15 protein-coding genes, 1 tRNA gene and 1 riboswitch are annotated in these 16,194 nt (G+C 64.6%); of the genes, 1 reads left to right on the top strand and 15 read right to left on the bottom strand.

Annotated elements, in window-relative coordinates; translation table 11 throughout:
- Nucleotides 1-16 precede the first annotated feature (16 nt).
- Genes AADV58_RS10580 through AADV58_RS10600 form a run of 5 tightly spaced genes read right to left on the bottom strand, consistent with a single transcriptional unit; the run spans nucleotide 17 to nucleotide 5,252 of the window.
- Nucleotides 17-1,228: an IscS subfamily cysteine desulfurase gene (locus AADV58_RS10580; RefSeq protein ID WP_281984853.1), complete on the bottom strand. Its 1,212-nt coding sequence runs from the start codon at nucleotides 1,226-1,228 to the stop codon at nucleotides 17-19.
- Between the two features lie 29 nt (nucleotides 1,229-1,257).
- Nucleotides 1,258-2,415, bottom strand: a complete 1,158-nt coding sequence (locus tag AADV58_RS10585) for a cysteine desulfurase family protein (RefSeq protein ID WP_341743145.1) — start codon at nucleotides 2,413-2,415, stop codon at nucleotides 1,258-1,260.
- A gap of 8 nt (nucleotides 2,416-2,423) precedes the next feature.
- Complete coding sequence (locus AADV58_RS10590; RefSeq protein WP_341743146.1) at nucleotides 2,424-2,921, bottom strand: Fe-S cluster assembly transcription factor; 498 nt, start codon at nucleotides 2,919-2,921, stop codon at nucleotides 2,424-2,426.
- Nucleotides 2,922-2,979: 58 nt separating this feature from the next.
- Nucleotides 2,980-3,729: a serine O-acetyltransferase gene (gene cysE, locus AADV58_RS10595; protein WP_341743147.1), complete on the bottom strand. Its 750-nt coding sequence runs from the start codon at nucleotides 3,727-3,729 to the stop codon at nucleotides 2,980-2,982.
- A gap of 56 nt (nucleotides 3,730-3,785) precedes the next feature.
- Nucleotides 3,786-5,252, bottom strand: coding sequence for a PLP-dependent aminotransferase family protein (locus tag AADV58_RS10600; RefSeq protein WP_341743148.1), 1,467 nt, complete (start codon nucleotides 5,250-5,252; stop codon nucleotides 3,786-3,788).
- An 83-nt stretch (nucleotides 5,253-5,335) separates the two neighbouring features.
- Here AADV58_RS10600 and AADV58_RS10605 point away from each other — a divergent pair, with 83 nt between their 5' ends.
- Nucleotides 5,336-5,980, top strand: coding sequence for a pyridoxamine 5'-phosphate oxidase family protein (locus AADV58_RS10605; protein ID WP_341743149.1), 645 nt, complete (start codon nucleotides 5,336-5,338; stop codon nucleotides 5,978-5,980).
- Between the two features lie 56 nt (nucleotides 5,981-6,036).
- Here AADV58_RS10605 and AADV58_RS10610 read toward each other — a convergent pair whose 3' ends face one another.
- The 10 genes from AADV58_RS10610 to AADV58_RS10655 form a co-directional block, all read right to left on the bottom strand.
- On the bottom strand, nucleotides 6,037-6,198 hold the full coding sequence (locus tag AADV58_RS10610) for a DUF3149 domain-containing protein (protein WP_081700244.1): 162 nt from the start codon (nucleotides 6,196-6,198) through the stop codon (nucleotides 6,037-6,039).
- A gap of 238 nt (nucleotides 6,199-6,436) precedes the next feature.
- Nucleotides 6,437-7,213 carry a type 1 glutamine amidotransferase gene (locus AADV58_RS10615; protein WP_341743150.1) on the bottom strand — a complete coding sequence of 259 codons (777 nt, stop codon included), beginning with the start codon at nucleotides 7,211-7,213 and terminating at the stop codon, nucleotides 6,437-6,439.
- Nucleotides 7,210-8,340, bottom strand: coding sequence for a YbdK family carboxylate-amine ligase (locus AADV58_RS10620; protein ID WP_341743151.1), 1,131 nt, complete (start codon nucleotides 8,338-8,340; stop codon nucleotides 7,210-7,212). Before AADV58_RS10620 ends, AADV58_RS10615 begins: the two co-directional genes overlap by 4 nt.
- A gap of 1 nt (nucleotide 8,341) precedes the next feature.
- Nucleotides 8,342-9,535, bottom strand: a complete 1,194-nt coding sequence (locus tag AADV58_RS10625) for a cation:proton antiporter (RefSeq protein ID WP_088177974.1) — start codon at nucleotides 9,533-9,535, stop codon at nucleotides 8,342-8,344.
- 99 nt (nucleotides 9,536-9,634) lie between these two features.
- Nucleotides 9,635-12,727 (bottom strand): error-prone DNA polymerase, encoded by a 3,093-nt coding sequence (locus AADV58_RS10630; protein ID WP_341743152.1) that lies wholly within the window; start codon nucleotides 12,725-12,727, stop codon nucleotides 9,635-9,637.
- Nucleotides 12,728-12,785: 58 nt separating this feature from the next.
- The gene (locus tag AADV58_RS10635; protein WP_424243850.1) at nucleotides 12,786-13,400 is read right to left on the bottom strand and encodes a trimeric intracellular cation channel family protein; all 615 of its coding nucleotides are present in this window, start codon (nucleotides 13,398-13,400) and stop codon (nucleotides 12,786-12,788) included.
- A 222-nt stretch (nucleotides 13,401-13,622) separates the two neighbouring features.
- Nucleotides 13,623-13,718, bottom strand: a riboswitch (glycine riboswitch).
- Nucleotides 13,719-13,806: 88 nt separating this feature from the next.
- Nucleotides 13,807-14,373: a hypothetical protein gene (locus AADV58_RS10640; RefSeq protein WP_341743153.1), complete on the bottom strand. Its 567-nt coding sequence runs from the start codon at nucleotides 14,371-14,373 to the stop codon at nucleotides 13,807-13,809.
- Nucleotides 14,374-14,384: 11 nt separating this feature from the next.
- Nucleotides 14,385-14,645, bottom strand: coding sequence for a hypothetical protein (locus AADV58_RS10645; RefSeq protein WP_341743154.1), 261 nt, complete (start codon nucleotides 14,643-14,645; stop codon nucleotides 14,385-14,387).
- Between the two features lie 131 nt (nucleotides 14,646-14,776).
- Nucleotides 14,777-14,852 (bottom strand) — tRNA-Asn (locus AADV58_RS10650).
- A 77-nt stretch (nucleotides 14,853-14,929) separates the two neighbouring features.
- Nucleotides 14,930-16,045 (bottom strand): GGDEF domain-containing protein, encoded by a 1,116-nt coding sequence (locus tag AADV58_RS10655; protein WP_051295461.1) that lies wholly within the window; start codon nucleotides 16,043-16,045, stop codon nucleotides 14,930-14,932.
- Nucleotides 16,046-16,194 lie beyond the last annotated feature (149 nt).

A 16,194-nucleotide genomic window follows, 5' to 3' on the forward strand; every position in this document is an offset into this window, starting at 1 on the left:
TTCTCCGTTGTTTCGTTCAGTGGGCAGCCCATTGAACCGTGTTCAGATCGATGCCTTCCTTGTACATATCCCAGAGCGGGGAAAGGTCTCGCAGTTTCTGGATCTTGGTGTGCAGCAGCTTGACCGCGTAGTCGATTTCTTCCTCGGTGGTGAAGCGACCGATGGAGAAACGGATCGAGCTGTGCGCCAGTTCGTCGTCGCGCCCGAGTGCGCGCAGCACGTAGGACGGCTCCAGGCTGGCCGAGGTACAGGCCGAGCCGGACGACACGGCGAGATCCTTGATCGCCATGATCATCGACTCGCCTTCGACGTAGGCGAAGCTGATGTTGAGGTTATGGGCGACGCGATGCTCGAGGTCGCCATTGACGAAAGTCGCTTCAATATCTTGAAGTCCTTTCAGAAGTTTATCGCGTAAGGCTTTGACTCGATTGTTTTCTTCGACCATTTCCTCGCGTGCAATGCGGAAGGCTTCGCCCATGCCAACGATCTGGTGCGTGGCCAGCGTGCCCGAGCGGAAACCGCGCTCGTGGCCACCGCCGTGCATCTGCGCTTCCAGGCGGATGCGCGGCTTGCGGCGCACGTAGAGGGCGCCGATGCCCTTCGGGCCGTAGGTCTTGTGGGCCGAGAAGCTCATCAGGTCGACCTTGAGCTTGCTCAGGTCGATATCGACCTTGCCAGTCGCCTGCGCCGCATCGACGTGGAAGATGATGCCCTTCTCGCGGCAGATTTCGCCGAGTTCGGCGATCGGCTGAATGACGCCGACTTCGTTATTGACGAACATGACCGAGGCGAGCACGGTATCCGGGCGGATCGCCGCCTTGAACACTTCCAGATCGAGCAGGCCGTTTTCCTGGACGTCGAGGTAGGTCGCCTCGAAACCCTGGCGCTCCATCTCGCGCACCGTGTCGAGGACCGCTTTGTGCTCAGTCTTGACGGTGATGATGTGCTTGCCCTTGGTGCCAGCGTAGAAATTGGCCGCACCCTTGATCGCCAGGTTGTTCGACTCGGTGGCACCGGAGGTCCAGACGATTTCCTTGGGATCGGCGCCGACCAGCGCGGCAACCTGCTCGCGCGCTTCCTCGACACCGGCTTCGGCAACCCAGCCGAAACTGTGCGAACGCGAGGCCGGATTCCCGAAGTTCTCGTAGAGATAGGGAATCATTTTTTCCGCAACGCGCGGGTCGACCGGCGTCGTCGCCGAGTAATCCAGGTAGATGGGCAGTTTCATCGTCATTCTCGCTAGGTCGTCGGGTGGTTTCAGACGGTCATCGCCGTCAGTCCCTGCAGGCGTCCGACCGTAGCCCGCAAGGCGTTGATGAATTGTTCGACTTCGTTTTCGTCGTTGCCGGCACCGAGGCTGACCCGGACCGCGCCGCGCGCGATCTCCGGGGCCACACCCATTGCCCGCAACACGTGCGACGGCTCCGGATTGGCGCTCGAACAGGCGGCACCGCTGGCAACCGCGAAGCCTTCGCGATCCAGCTTGCCGACCAGGGTTTCGCCATCGATATCGGGAAACGCGAAATAACTGGTGTTGGGCAGGCGTGGCGCGTCGACCGCAAAAATCCTTGCCCCGAGCGCCGTCAAGCCGTGCTCCAGCGTATTTCTCAGCTGCGCCAGACGTGTAGGCAGTTCGGCAACGCGCTGCGCTGCAAGTTCCGCCGCCACGCCAAAACCGACGATGGCCGGCACGTTTTCCGTACCCGAACGCAAACCGCGCTCGTGGCCACCACCGGCAATCAGCGGCTGTAGTTCGACACGCTTGTCGAGCACCAGCGCCGCCGCGCCCTTGGGACCGTTGATCTTGTGCGCCGACACCGTCAGAGCATGCACGCCAGCCGCATTGAGCAGCCGGAAATCGACCGGCAGCTTGCCCAGGGCCTGCACCGCATCGCTGTGGAAGCAGGCACCGCTAGACCGCGCCTCCGCAGCCAGTGCGGCGACATCCTGAATCACGCCGGTCTCGTTGTTGGCCAGCATCACCGAAACCAGCGCCGGGCGCTGCTGCAACAGTTCGGCGTAGTCTTGCGCCTCAACCCGGCCAGCCGCATCGACCGCGATTTCCCGCAGTGTCCAGCCCTGACGTACCAGTTGCGCCGCCGGCTTGAGCACACAGGGATGCTCGACCGCGCTGACGGCAAGCAGCCCCGGCTTCATGCCGGCTGCCGCGCCCTTGATGAACAGGTTGTTGGCTTCGCTGCCGCCGCTGGTGAACACCACTTCGGTCGGATGCGCGCCGAGTGCTGCTGCCACTTTCTGGCGTGCCTCGTCGATCGCCTGCCGCGCCCGCCGCCCATACTCGTGCCGGCTCGACGCATTGCCGCACAGGCCGTCGAGCCAGGGCAGCATCGCCGCCTTCACCGCAGGGTCGAGCGGTGTCGTGGCGTTATGGTCGAGATAGACGGGCTGGAACATGATAGCTCTCAGGCGAGCGCCACAGTCTTTTCACGCACGACGCGACGCGGGTGCGGGCCGAGCGGACCGCTGATCACCGCTTCACCGCGCGCGGCAGCCTTGACCTTCTCGCGATCGACGAGATCGGCCAGGGTGACTGAGGCCAGGTATTCGAACATTTTCGCGTTCAGCGTGGACCACAGGTCGTGCGTCATGCAGCGATGCTCGTCCTGGCAGTTCTCCTGACCACCGCACTGGGTGGCGTCGAGATGCTCGTCGACAGCACGAATGATGTCGGCGACAGTCACCCGTTCCAGCGGCCGGGCAATCCGGTAGCCGCCGCCGGGACCGCGCACGGAATCGACCAGCTTGTAACGGCGCAGCTTGCCGAACAACTGTTCCAGGTAGGACAGCGAGATGCTCTGCCGCTCGGCAACGCCGGCCAGCGCAACCGGCCCATCCTCGCCGCGCAGTGCAAGATCCATCATCGCCGTTACGGCAAAACGTCCTTTGGTGGTCAAACGCATTTCGGTCTCCCGATCAATAACCTAGTGTTGCGGTCAACTATATACAATCCAGACAAAATCAGTCAACTATTTTGCTCAGGTATTTCGGATCGAAATCGTCGGCCGCCTGGACTTCCTGGTCGCACTTCACGCCCTGCGCCTCCAGCTCCTTCAGCAGCGAGGCCAGGCGGCGGTCGGTTTCGGCGGCGTGATCGAGCAGACCATGGATGGCCTTGGCCAGCGGATCGTCCTGATCACGACCGACGGCATAGGCCGAAAAGCCCAGCTTCTCGGCTTGCTGCTCGCGTTCGCGCGTTTGCTGGTCAAGAATGCGCGCCGGATTGCCGACCGCGGTTGCACCGGCCGGCAACGGCTTGGTAACGACGGCGTTGGAGCCGATCTTGGCGCCGGCAGCAATGATGATAGGACCGAGCACCTTGGCCCCGGCACCGACCACCACCCCGTTCTCCAGCGTCGGATGGCGCTTGCCCTTGTTCCACGACGTCCCGCCCAGCGTGACCCCGTGATAAAGCGTGACATCGTCCTTGATCTCGGCCGTCTCGCCGATCACCACACCCATGCCATGGTCGATGAAGAACCGACGGCCGATGGTCGCCCCGGGATGAATCTCGATCCCGGTCAGGAAACGCGACAGATGCGCGGTAAACCGCGCCAGCCAGCGCAGCCGATGCCCCCACAGCCAGTGGGCCACCCGATGCAGGATCAGCGCATGAATGCCGGGATAACAGGTCAGCACCTCCCAGAACGAGCGAGCCGCCGGGTCGCGGTCGAAGACCGCGCGGATATCCTCACGCAAGTGCCGGAACATGGGGTGCTATCTCCCTATTGAAAGGGGGTGAATTCTAGAATACTCGACTGAATTTGTCAGCTATTTCCTGCAACATCTTCGACGGCCGCCTGCGCCCTCGCCAACGCCAGCCGCCGGACCAGTTCTGGAATCATCGCCGCATCGGCCATGCCGTAACCGAGGACCAGGCCGTTGGCGGCACTGGCCCCGGCGAAGTAACGACTGAGCGCCCGGGCGCTGACGCCCTGCCCGGCTGCGGCGGCGACGATTGCGGTATCCGGTGGGGCGGCGGGCAAATGCAGCGTCAGGTGCAGGCCGGCGTTGCCGCCGGCGATGCGTGCCTCCGGAAAATGTCTGGCCAGCGCCGTGCGCAGCACCTGCTGGCGTTCGCGATAGATCGGCGCCATCGCGCGCAGATGGCGGGTCAGCCTGCCGCTGTCGAGAAAACGGGCCAGCGCACGCTGTTCGACCGCCTGCCCGCCCCGGTAAAGATCGGACAAGGCCTGACCGAAGCTGTCGACCGCCCAGCGCGGCACCACCAGGTAGGCGATGCGCAGCCCCGGATAGAGCAGCTTGCTGAAGGTGCCGAGATAGACCACCGGCGCGTCCGGGTGCAGCCCCTGGATTGCCGGCAACGGTCGCGCATCGGGACGGGCGTGGTTGAATTCGCTGTCGTAATCGTCCTCGATCAGCCAGTTGCTGCCTGCCTCGAGGCGGTTGAGCAAGGCCAGCCGCCGTTCCAGGCTGAGCACGCTGCCGCCGGGGTACTGGTGGGACGGCGTCAGGAAGATCAGGCGAGGCGGCTGCGTCCGCCACAAGGTCTCGTCCGCGGCCATGCCGTCGTCGTCAACGGCAACCGGCACGGTACGCAAGCCAGCGGCCAGCATGGCATTTCGTGCCACCTGGTAAGCCGGATCTTCAAGCCAGGCAATGTCCCCGGGGTCGGCCAGCAGACGGGCGCAAGCGTCGAGCGCGACGTTGCCGCCCGGGACGATGAACACCTGCTCCGGCGCACAGGCCACGCCGCGCCGGGCCGCCAGGAAATCGGCGACCGCCCGGCGCAGCGCCGGCTCACCGCCGGCGGCGGCATACGCCAGATGGCGCGCCCCGACCTCGCGCCAGGCCGTCTGCAGCAGACGCGCCCAGACCGGCCACGGAAAGGCGTTGAGATCGGGCACGCCCGGCGCGAAGGGCAAGGTGGCGTCACCCGCCTGCATGGCGATCAGGCTGCCGGCCCGCCGCGACAGGACACCGGCCCGCGCCACGCTGGCTGTCACCGTCTTGCGCTGCGGCAAGGCGGCGACCCGAGTGCCGCCACGATCGGCCTCGAGAAAACCTTCGGCGACCAGTTGCTGATAGGCGTAGAGCACGCCGTTGCGGGACATGCCGCAATCGAGCGCCAGTTGGCGACTGGCCGGCAAGCGCAGGCCGGCGTGCAGGCGCGCGTCGAGAATCGCCTGCTTGAGCACGCGATAGAGACGTTGCTGACGCGCTTCGCCCGCAAGCGGCAAACGAAGTTCGGCAAGGACAAGTTCGAGGGCCATCTGGCTCCATGAAATCAGACTACCGTGGTTCCATGAATGGTGCCACATGGCGCGCATACTGGCCGAACTTTCCAGGAGACCTCATGCAACACACAGCCCCCAGCCTGCGCACCCGGGTTCGTCGCAAGCCGCAACGCGGTCATTACGATCCGGCCACCATCGCCGCCATCATCGATACCGCCCTGATCTGCCAGATTGCCTTCAACCAGGGCGATAGCGTCCATTGTTTGCCGACGGCCTGCTGGCGGGTCGGTGACGCGCTGTACATCCACGGCGCCAACAACTCGCGCCTGACGCAAACCCTGCTCGACAGCGACTGCTCGGTCTGTATCGCCCACGTCGATGGATTGGTCATGGCGCGCTCGGCCTTCCACCACTCGATGAATTTCCGCTCGGTAGTGATTTACGGGCGATTTGTCGCGGTCAACGCGCCAGACGAGAAGAAGACCGCCCTCACCGCTTTCGTCGAACACGTCAGCCCGGGGCGCGCGGCGCTGGTGCGGCCACCGAGCGATGCGGAACTGGCGGGTACGGCCGTCCTGCGCCTGGCGCTGAACGAAGCTGCGGCCAAGATCCGCAACTGGGGCGTCGAGGACGATGCTACCGACCTCGACATCCCCGTCTGGGCCGGCGTTGTACCGCTGCGCCAGCATGCCGGCCAGCCAGAAAGTGATGCCGGTGCGGCGGAATTCACGCCAACCGCCCTGCCCGAATGGCTGATTTCCTGAGTACCAAAGCAATTCGCCGGCACTAGGCCGGCGAATCGTGTTTCAGGCAGTGGTAATCAATGCGCGCCGGGGTGCGATTGCGTCCGCGAAGCGCCGGCCTCCTTGTTGATCTGCTTCACTGCGTAATAGCCGATATAGACGGCCATCACCAGGATGAACAAGATCGTAAACAGGCTAAGCAAGCCGATATCGGATGTAAAAAGCAGATTCCACGCCATTGCTGTTCTCCCTCGAATTGTTTGAAAGTGCTGGTTAAGCGGACATGCTGGCGCAATAACCATGCCCGGTCGATGGTGTTAAGACAGCACTTCATGACATTCGCCAGAAACGGCCGTTGCCAGCGGCTCGCCGGACTATCGGGGGAAACCCGGTCGCAGGAAGGATGGCATCTCGCAGCGCACTTCATGCCATAAATGACAGTCACACTCCGCCACGCTTGACAGTTTCGACACAGTTTTAATGCCGTGCTGCCGCCAGGAAAGCGTCGAGCACGGGCGCGCAGTCGAGCAAACCGCCGTCACCGTGGTGGTGGAATTCCGGGTGCCACTGAACGCCGCAGACGAAACTACGCCCCTTCCAGCGGATCGCTTCGATGATGCCGTCGTCGGCCTCAGCCTCGACAATCACCTCGTTCCCCAGACGGTGCACCGCCTGGTGGTGGATCGACACCACCGCACCCCCCGCTTCACCGCCGAACCAGCGCGCAAACTGACCGTCGGCGGAAAAACGCACGCTATGCACATGGCGGTCGTAATCCTCATGCTCGTGGGCAATCGCCGTCGGGCACTGAGTCGGCAGATCCTGGTACAGGGAACCGCCGAGCGCGACGTTGATCAGCTGCATGCCGCGACAGATGCCGAGCACCGGCTTGCCTGCCTCCATGAACTCGTGCAGCAACTCCAGTTCATAGGCATCGCGCACCGGATCACCGGCCCACGCCGGTTGCAGTGGCGTTTCGCCGTAGGCCAGCGGGCTGACGTCGGCACCGCCCTGCAGGATCAGGCCGTCGAGATACTCGGCGTAATCGCGCAGGCGGATGTTGCTGCGCATCAGGATGCCGTCCTGCAGGACCGACGGCACCATCAGTACCAGCACGTCGCGCGACTGCACCCACTGGGCAATCGACTGCTCCAGCACCTGCAAGGTCCGCGTATGTATCCCTTGGCTATCCGGCACAGGATGATGAATCCTTGCAGAGAGCCCAACATGGATGGGACGACGGCGAAAACTCATGATTCATCTCCCCGGAAAGTGCGTACCGCGGCATCGACCATGCCGCGCAGCCCGCCCGATTCGCCATACCAGCGGCGCAAGTCGCCGGCATGGTTGCCGGTAGCAACCACCTGGCGCAGCACATCGAGCGCACCGGTGCTGCCCAGAACGGCAGCGTGCGGCGCCAGTTGGTTCAGGGTTGCCAGCACATCGTCGCGCAGGGGCAGCGTCTCATGCCGGCGCGGATGCACCAGCGTCGCGTCGAGGCCGAAACGGCAGGCCTGGAAACGGTTGTAGTTGTAGACCAGATAGTCGTCTTCGCTGACCGGCTCGCCCTGCTCGCCCTGCTCGCGCAGCATCCGGCACAGGGCCTGCAGGTAGGCGGCCAGGGCCGCCGCCCGCTCGACGCTGAGCGGGGTGTCGCAGACGCGCAGTTCGATGGTCCCGTATTCGGGCTTGGGCCGGATGTCCCAGTAGAAGTCCTTCATGCTCTTGACCACGCCGGTGCTTTCCATCTTGCCGAAATAGTCCTGGGCAAAGTCCTCCCAGCGCAGCAGGAAAGGCGCCCGCCCGGACAGCGGGAAGGCAAACACCGAGTTCAGCCGCGCCGAATCGAACAGCGTATCGACCCCCTGCAGGAAAGGCGACGACGCCGACAGCGCGATGAAATGTGGCAGGTAGCGATTGAGCGCGTGCAGGAGGTAGAGCCCCTCGTCGGCACTGGCGCAACCGATGTGCACGTGCTGACCGAAAACCGTGAACTGTTTGGCCAGGTAGCCGTACAGCGCCGATAACTCCTGAAAGCGCGGCTTGTCGAAAATGCGCTGCTCCGACCAACGCTGGAAGGGATGCGTGCCACCGCCGCAGACGCCGACGTTGAGGCGGTCGCCGGCCTCGACCAGGGCGTTCCGCATCTGCCCGAGCTGGCCGAGCAAGGCGCCGTAATCGGTGTGCACGTCGGTCGAAATCTCGATCATGCTCTCGGTGATTTCCGGCTTCACATCGCCCGGGAAAGGCTGCTTGCCGAGCAGGAAAAGCATGTCGGCCGCCGCCGCGGTCAGGTCGAAATCGGTCAGATCGACCAGTTGCAGCTCCAGCTCGACGCCCATGGTCAGCGCTTCGCCCGCCTTGAATGCTTCCAGCGTCATCTCAGCCGCCCTCCTCGCGCCCGGCCTCGCCGGCCAGGATCAACGCCCGCTGCGTCGCCACCGGCCCAAGCAGTTCGAGCGCCAGCACCAGCAGACCCAGACCGGCCACCTGGGCGAATACATCGATACCGAGATGGCGCGTCTGTTCGAGCAGCAGGATGGCAAACACCGACATCGGCGTCAGCGCCAGCCCGGTCAGCGCCCCCTTGCGCCAGCCGATGCCTGACAGACCGGCAAAGGCCACGCAGGCGCCGACCTTGCACAGCGTGCGCACCACCAGGACCGCCAGCGCCAGCCCGGCCCCCTGGGCCACCTGCGACCAGGACAAGGTCGCCGAAGCAAAGACGAACAGCAGGATGGTCAGCAGGCTGCCCAGCGTGCCGAAACCACGATCCGCGCCGGAAAAGACGATGCGCCGGTAACGTACGACCAGGCCGAAGACCAGTGCCGCCAATAGGGCCGAGAACTGCAGGGCGTGCGTCAGGGACACCAGCAGCAGCGTGGCGATGGCGAAGATCACCGTCGCATCGCCACCACCGCGCCGCTGCCAACGCAGCAGGGTCGGCACGGCGACGCCGAACATCGCGCCGATCCCCGCCGACACGCCGATCACGGCCAGGCTGCTCCACAAGGCAGGAAGCAGGCCGCCGGCGCTGGTCAGCACCCAGTAACCGGCAATCGCCTTGAAGACCAGCACCGCGAAAACACAGTTGAACGCCGACAAATGCAGCATGCGTTCGGTAACCTGACCGGAACAGTGCAGTTCGTTGGCCACCCGCAGCGCCGCCACCGGCGACGAAGACATCGCCAGCGCTGCCAGCAACAGGGCCGGCAGCGGTGCCAGGCCGAAGCCCCGGGCCACCAGCAGCACGACGATAAAGGTGCCGAAGGCCTCGACCAGGCTGGTCACGGCCAGCCAGCGGTTATGCCGCAGCCAGTTCAGGTTGATGCGCTGGCCGAGTTCGAACAGCACCAGCGCAATGGCGAAATCAGCCAGCAGCGCCACCGGCGTTCCGGCCGGCTGGGGCAACAGGCCAAGCTGACCGCTGGCCAGCACGAAACCGGCCAGCGCATAACCGCAGACGCGCGGCAACGACAGCCAGCGGCTGATCGCTTCACCAGCCAGCCAGGCCAGCAGCAAAGCCAGTGGCCAGGCCATGCCGGCAAGCGGATTTCCAAGAGACTCAAGCATCATGACGACTCCCGCGATGATTCGGTTGTGTCCTGCGCAGCCTTGAGCTTAACGCAATTTTCGCCGCACATGCCAGAAGTTGCCGACATGGTGTCAGCCAGATCAATGAAAATCCCGGCTGCGGGTTTCCAGTCGCCCCAGCCAGGCGGACAGGTCGACCAGGCGCTGGGCGACCAGATGCACCACGCCATCGGCACATTGAAGTTGACCGTAAACCCCGAGCAATGGTGCCCCGAGCAATTCGCGCCGCTGTTTTTCCACCAGCCCCGGCTTGACGACGACGTTGGTCCAGCCGGTTTCGTCCTCCAGCGTGACGAAGACGATCCCGGTCGCCGTGCCCGGCCGCTGGCGGCCGGTGACGATGCCGGCGACGCGGACCAGCGCGCGGTCGCCGCGTTGCGCCAGTTCGCCGGCACTGAGGAAGCGCCGCGCTGCGAGATGTTCGCGCAGCAGGGTCAGCGGGTGCGTGCGCAGGCTGTGGCCGAGCTGGCGGTAATCGGCGACCAGGTTGTCAGCCAGCGTCGGCGCCGCCAGCTCGACCGCCGTTTCTGGCGCCGGCAAGCCGGCGAAAAGATCGCCCTGGATCGCCCGCCGGCCGCTGTCGGCGACCGCCCAGGCCGCCTGGCGGCGATGACCGGCGAGACCGCGCAAGGCGTCGGCAGCAGCGAGCTGATCCAGATCGCGCTTGCCCAGGGCGCAGCGCGCCGCGAGGTCGGCGACATCGGCAAACGGCGCCCGCCGCCGCGCGTCGGCGATCCGCACGGCCGCTTCCCGGCTCAGTCCCTTGATCTCGCGCAGGCCGAGGCGCACCGCGCCGCGCTCGTCGATCCGGCTGTCCCAGTCGCTGGCCGTGACATCGGCGGGCAGCACGCTGACACCATGGCGGCGGGCGTCCTGGATCAACATCGACGGCGAATAGAAACCCATCGGCTGGCTGTTGAGCAAGCCGCAGAGGAAGGCCGCCGGGTGGTGGCGCTTGACCCAGGCCGAGGCATAGACCAGCAGCGCGAAGCTGGCGGCGTGCGATTCGGGAAAGCCGTATTCGCCGAAGCCCTGGATCTGGGCGACGATGCGCTCGATGAAGGCGGCCGGCACGCCGTTGCGCGCCATGCCGGCGCGCAGCTTGTCCTGATAGCGGGCGAGATTACCTTTACGGCGCCAGGCCGCCATCGCCCGCCGCAACTCGTCGGCCTCGCCGGGCGTGAAGCCGGCGGCGACGATGGCCAGTTGCATCACCTGCTCCTGGAATATCGGCACGCCGCAGGTGCGCGCCAGCACTGCGTCGATCGCCGGCGTGATGCGCTCGATATCCTCCTTGCCCTGGCGCCGCTTCAGGTAGGGATGGACCATGTCGCCCTGGATCGGCCCGGGGCGCACCAGCGAAACCTCGATCACCAGATCGTAGTAGTTGCGCGGCCTGAGGCGCGGCAGCATGCTCATCTGCGCCCGCGATTCGACCTGGAAGACGCCCATGCTGTCGGCGCGGCACAGCATGTCGTAGGTCGCCTTGTCGCCTTCGGGGATTTCGTTCAATGCCAGCGGCCCGATCATCGCCAGCATCCGGCGCAGCGCCGACAGCATGCCGAGCGCCAGCACATCGACCTTCATCAGGCCGACCGCGTCGAGGTCATCCTTGTCCCACTGGATCACCGTGCGCTCGGCCATTGCCGTGTTCTCGACCGGCACCAGCCGCGCCAGCGGCCCGCGCGACATGACGAAGCCGCCGACATGCTGGGTCAGGTGGCGGGGAAAGCCGCGCAGTTGCTCGGCCAGCCACAGCCACTTGGCGACGCGCGGCGACGCCGGGTCCAGCCCCTGCTCGGCGAAGCGTTCCGGCATCTGTTCGCGCTTGTCCCACCAGGCGAGCGATGCGGTCAGCGCGTCGATGCGGGCGATGTCGAAGCCGAGCGCGCGACCGGCGTCGCGCAACGCGCCCTTGGTCCGGTAGGTGATGACGGCGGCGGCCAGCGCCGTGCGCTCGCGGCCGTATTTTCCGTAGATGTAGGCGATGACCTCGTCGCGCCGCTCGTGCTCGAAATCGACGTCGATGTCGGGCGGTTCGCCGCGCTCCTTGGAGACGAAGCGCTCGAACAGCATCGCCGAGCGCGCCGGGTCGACCTCGGTGACGCCGAGTGCGAAACAGACCGTCGAATTCGCCGCCGAGCCGCGCCCCTGGCAGAGGATGTCGACGCTGCGGGCGAAGCAGACGATGTCGTAGACGGTCAGGAAATAGGCTTCGTACTGCAACTCGGCGATCAGCCGCAATTCGTGCTCGATGCGCTCGCGCACCGCGCCCGGCACGCCCGCCGGGTAGCGCCGGCGCAGCCCGGCTTCGGTTTCGTGGCGCAACCACGAGGTCGGCGTGTGGCCGGCGGGGACGATTTCTTCCGGGTATTCGTAGCGCAACTCGTCCAGCGAAAACGTGCACAAGGCCGCGATGCGCAGCGTTTCGGCCAGCAGTTCGGGCGGATAGAGCCGCGCCAGCCGCAAGCGCGAACGCAAATGCCGCTCGCCATTCGGAAACAGCGCATGCCCCGCGTCGAACACCGAAGTTTTCAGGCGCAGCGCGGTCAGCACATCCTGCACCGGTCGCCGCGCCCGGACATGCATGTGCACATCGCCCGCCGCCACCAGCGGCAGGCCGCAGGCGGCGCCGAGCGCCTGCAGTTCCGCGAGTTTGGCCGCATCGTCCGGGCCGGCGTGCAATTCGACGGCGATCCAGCAACGACCGGGAAAGCGTTCGGCCAGCCAGCGCCCATCGGCGACCGACGGCGTTGCCTCGGGCACCCACAGCACCAGGCAATCGGGCAAGGCGCCGTTCGGCGAGATGGCGTTCAGGTCATGGCGCTGCAGCGTGTAGGCACCCTTCTCCGCCCGCCGCCGGGCGAGCGTGATCAATGCCGAGAGGTTGCCGTAACCCTCCCGGTTCTGCGCCAGAAAGACCAGTTTCAGGCCGTCGACCGTGGTCATCTCGCTGCCAATGACGAGGCGCGTCGCCCCACCCTGCGCCCGGAACGCCTGATGCACGCGCACGACGCCGGCCAGGGAGCACTCGTCGGTCAGCGCCAGCGCCGCATAGCCCTGCGCCACCGCCTGCGCCGCCAGCTCCTCCGGGTGCGAGGCACCGCGCAGGAAGCTGAAGTTGGACAGGCAGTGCAGCTCGGCGTAGTCGGGGAGCGCGGACGGGACGGTCAATGCGGGCCTTTGGCAAACAACTGTATTTTCATACAGTCATTTTAGCCCAGCCTGTGTTTCAGTCCCAGCGCTGCTGGTAGGAAAAGGTCGGCAGCTTCCAGGCGAAACGCAGCGCCAGCATGCGGAAGGCGAAACCAGCGCCGAAGCAGACCAGGGTGATCAAGTCGCTGTCCCAGTCAAGCCCGCGCAAGACCAGGAAGAGTACGCAGACGAACAGCGAGACGCTGGCGTAAAGCTCGCGGCAGAAGACCACCGGCACCTGGTTGCACAGCACGTCGCGCAGCACGCCGCCGGAAATCCCGGTGAGCATGCCGGCCATGATCACAACCACCGGCGGGTAATCGAGTTGCAGCGCGACGTTGCAGCCGATCAGCGAGAAGGCGACCAGGCCGAGCGCATCGAGCATCAGGAAGACGCGCTTCATGTGGTGCATGAAGCGGGCGATCAGCGTCGTCGCCAGACCGGCAAGGATGACCAGATAAACGTACTCGGGATGCTGGGTCCAGCCGATCGGGTAATTGCCGAGCACGACGTCGCGGATCGTGCCGCCGCCGAGCGCTGTAACAAAGGCGATCACGGCGACGCCGAAGAAATCCATGTCGCGGCGGCCGGCGGCCAGCGCGCCGGACATTGCCTCGGCGGCGATGGCGACCAGGTAGACGACCAGCAGCAGATCGAACTGCTTGGTGGCGAGTGGTTGAAAAACGTGGGCGAGACTGTCGAACAGCAAGGCAAACATCAAAAGGACTCCGTCAGAAAGCGGAAACCCCTGAGCGGGTGTTTCCGTGACGCCTCTCCCCCTGTCCTTTTACCTGAGAGTTTCGGCTCCTCGGAGCCTGCCCCTTCGGTGAGTTGCCAAGCGCCGGGACGCTCGCAACTACTCTCCAGCCGGCGAATCATTTCTGCAGTTCGGCATGCCTGAGCGATTATGGGAGTTTGCGCCTTCGGCGGAGCGCTGGCCAAGCAGCGCTCTCTCTCCTGCAGAGTGGCGGATTATCGGCAGCGCCGGGACTACCTGTCAATCGGTTCAGGCGAACAGGCCGGGCAGCTCGGCGTATTCGAGAATAGCAGGACCAGATTCAACTCAAGGGATAGGCCATATGCACCCGTTCCGGGGCCAGCCGACGCAATTCCTGCATGAGTTCCGGCGCAGAAAAGCTGTATTGGTGCGACAACAGCCGCACATAACCGATCACTTGCTCATTGCCGATGCTGTAAATGTGATCGAGCACCGAATACCCCCGCAACGGCAGCGACGGATCGATCGTGAACCACAGGCTACTGCCGTTGTAGCCATTGTGCACTTGTATGTCGCGAATCAGCTGCCAGGGAATCAAGCCTTCGTACCTTAGCGGGTAATGGATGCCCTGCCGGTCGATGCGCACGGCCAAAGACGGCCGCAAGCCGCTGAACAGCACCGCGATGTGGTTCCAGAGCACGTACAGAGAACCGAGCATGAACAGGAAGATGAAAACGATCAGGAAGATAATCAGCAGCCAGTCGAAGAGCGCCGGGCCAAAAACATCCTTGCGCGTCAGCGCAAGCAGCATGACGAGAGAAATGCCGGCAGCAAACCCCAGCAGGAGAATGGCCATCAGCAGCCCAGGATAATTCGGCCTGATCGTCAAGGTATCGGCGTCGTCCATGAGCACCGTCCCTACTCGGCGCCGCGATTTTCAGCCTGGACCGGCTCGGGCACTTGAGCCGGCCTGGCAATCCGGCGTCCAAGCCAGACAACGAGCAGACCTGCGCCTAGGAAAAAGATGCCTTCAATGGCAATCAACCAGGCATAGGCGCGGATTGAGGCATCCGACTTGGCATCCAGCAAAGCAAAGCCGTAAGTCCATAACGAATGTGCCACGCTGAACCAGCCCAGCCATTGCACGACTTTGCCGATTGTCTGATTGCTCAGGCTCATCACGGTCCCCCACCATGGTTTTGATTGACGCAATCGATTGCACCGATCTGCGTGTGGCTCATTCTAAGTCAATCATGGCAGACCCATATAGCAAAAAGCCCGCTGATTAGCGGGCTAAGTGCTTGAATCCATGGCTCCTCGACCTGGGCTCGAACCAGGGACCTACGGATTAACAGTCCGGCGCTCTACCGACTGAGCTATCGAGGAATCTCGCTGCCTGAGCGGCGAAGGCGCGCATTATAGACGTAAAAACCGCACCCGGACCAGACTTTTTCCGCTGTCTTTCAGGCGGTCAGTGGCGGCGCGATCACCACCCGGTTGCGGCCCTGCGCCTTGGCTGCGTACATTGCCTGGTCGCCGCGTCGCATCAGAGACGACAGGCTCTCGCCTGCTCCTTCGGTAATCGCCACGCCAATGCTCACCGTCGGCGTCACCAGCCCTTCGTGGAGTTGGCAGCGTAGCTGCTCCACCGCGACACGCAGCCGCTCGGCCGCCGCGCCTGCCTCGTCGAGCCCGGTTTCCGGCATCAGGATGGCAAATTCCTCACCGCCCAGCCGGGCCAGGCAATCGTTGCCGCGCACGCTTTCGGCGCACACCGCGGCCACCGCCTTGAGCACCTCGTCGCCGGCCAGATGACCATAGGTATCGTTGATCGGCTTGAAGTGGTCGATATCCACCATCAGCAGTGCCAACGGATGGCGGTAACGCGCCGCCCGCTGCAGTTCCACCTCGCCGGTCTCGATGAAATGGCGGCGGTTGGCCAGCCCGGTCAGTGCATCACGCTTGACCTGACGTTCCAGTTCGCTGATCAACTGGTCGTTGCGCTGGCGCAGCAGCAGAGCCTCCAGCGTACTGGCATGGATCTTCAGGCCGACCAGCAGCATCAGCGCAATGTAGAGCAAGCCGAGCGCGGTCAGGCCGACACTGAACAGACTGCCGTCAATCAACGGCGGTCCGACCAGCGCCACCGCCGGCGCCACCAGATCGGACAGCAGCAGGCGCCGGTGCGGATTGCTCATCACCACAGTCAGCGAGATCAAACCCACATGCACCAGCATGACGAACATCAAGCTGCTCAGATCACCCGGCTGATAAGCCCAGACCACGATGGACGACCACATCGCCATGTGCGCCCCGTGCGCCAGCGCAATCCGCCGCGCCCAGTGTCCGGCCTCCTCGACCGGCGCACGACGGAAGCGCAGATACACGCTCACATAGACCGCGATCACCACCAGTTCCACGCCCGCCCACAGCACCGCCTGCCATACCGGCACCCACAAGGTCAGCAGCGCTGCCACCACGACGGTCAGTGGCGGTGCCAGAAAACGGTCGTGCAGATGATTGTCGACGTACAGTCGCAATTGATGCCAGCGCACAGCGGCGCCATTGACTTCTTCCATGCCCCTCCCCGAATCGGCGACAACTTCGGCCAAGGCCCATGTTAGCGCACAAGGCAGCGGACCATCATTATGCAGGGTAATTCCCCTGACAAAACCCAAGCGCCGGACTATCCTTCGGATTCCGGACCACCCCGAAACCACGACCCCCA

Source organism: Azonexus hydrophilus (assembly GCF_038368255.1).
GTDB classification, from domain to species: Bacteria; Pseudomonadota; Gammaproteobacteria; order Burkholderiales; family Rhodocyclaceae; genus Azonexus; species Azonexus hydrophilus.

Coding starts and splice junctions, on each gene's coding strand:
- AADV58_RS10640 (WP_341743153.1), bottom strand. CDS start 14,373: ATGGACGACGCCGATACCTTGACGATCAGGCCGAATTATCCTGGGCTG.
- AADV58_RS10590 (WP_341743146.1), bottom strand. CDS start 2,921: ATGCGTTTGACCACCAAAGGACGTTTTGCCGTAACGGCGATGATGGAT.
- AADV58_RS10605 (WP_341743149.1), top strand. CDS start 5,336: ATGCAACACACAGCCCCCAGCCTGCGCACCCGGGTTCGTCGCAAGCCG.
- AADV58_RS10585 (WP_341743145.1), bottom strand. CDS start 2,415: ATGTTCCAGCCCGTCTATCTCGACCATAACGCCACGACACCGCTCGAC.
- AADV58_RS10600 (WP_341743148.1), bottom strand. CDS start 5,252: ATGGCCCTCGAACTTGTCCTTGCCGAACTTCGTTTGCCGCTTGCGGGC.
- AADV58_RS10625 (WP_088177974.1), bottom strand. CDS start 9,535: ATGATGCTTGAGTCTCTTGGAAATCCGCTTGCCGGCATGGCCTGGCCA.
- AADV58_RS10580 (WP_281984853.1), bottom strand. CDS start 1,228: ATGAAACTGCCCATCTACCTGGATTACTCGGCGACGACGCCGGTCGAC.
- AADV58_RS10655 (WP_051295461.1), bottom strand. CDS start 16,045: ATGGAAGAAGTCAATGGCGCCGCTGTGCGCTGGCATCAATTGCGACTG.
- AADV58_RS10645 (WP_341743154.1), bottom strand. CDS start 14,645: ATGAGCCTGAGCAATCAGACAATCGGCAAAGTCGTGCAATGGCTGGGC.
- cysE (WP_341743147.1), bottom strand. CDS start 3,729: ATGTTCCGGCACTTGCGTGAGGATATCCGCGCGGTCTTCGACCGCGAC.
- AADV58_RS10620 (WP_341743151.1), bottom strand. CDS start 8,340: ATGACGCTGGAAGCATTCAAGGCGGGCGAAGCGCTGACCATGGGCGTC.
- AADV58_RS10615 (WP_341743150.1), bottom strand. CDS start 7,213: ATGAGTTTTCGCCGTCGTCCCATCCATGTTGGGCTCTCTGCAAGGATT.
- AADV58_RS10610 (WP_081700244.1), bottom strand. CDS start 6,198: ATGGCGTGGAATCTGCTTTTTACATCCGATATCGGCTTGCTTAGCCTG.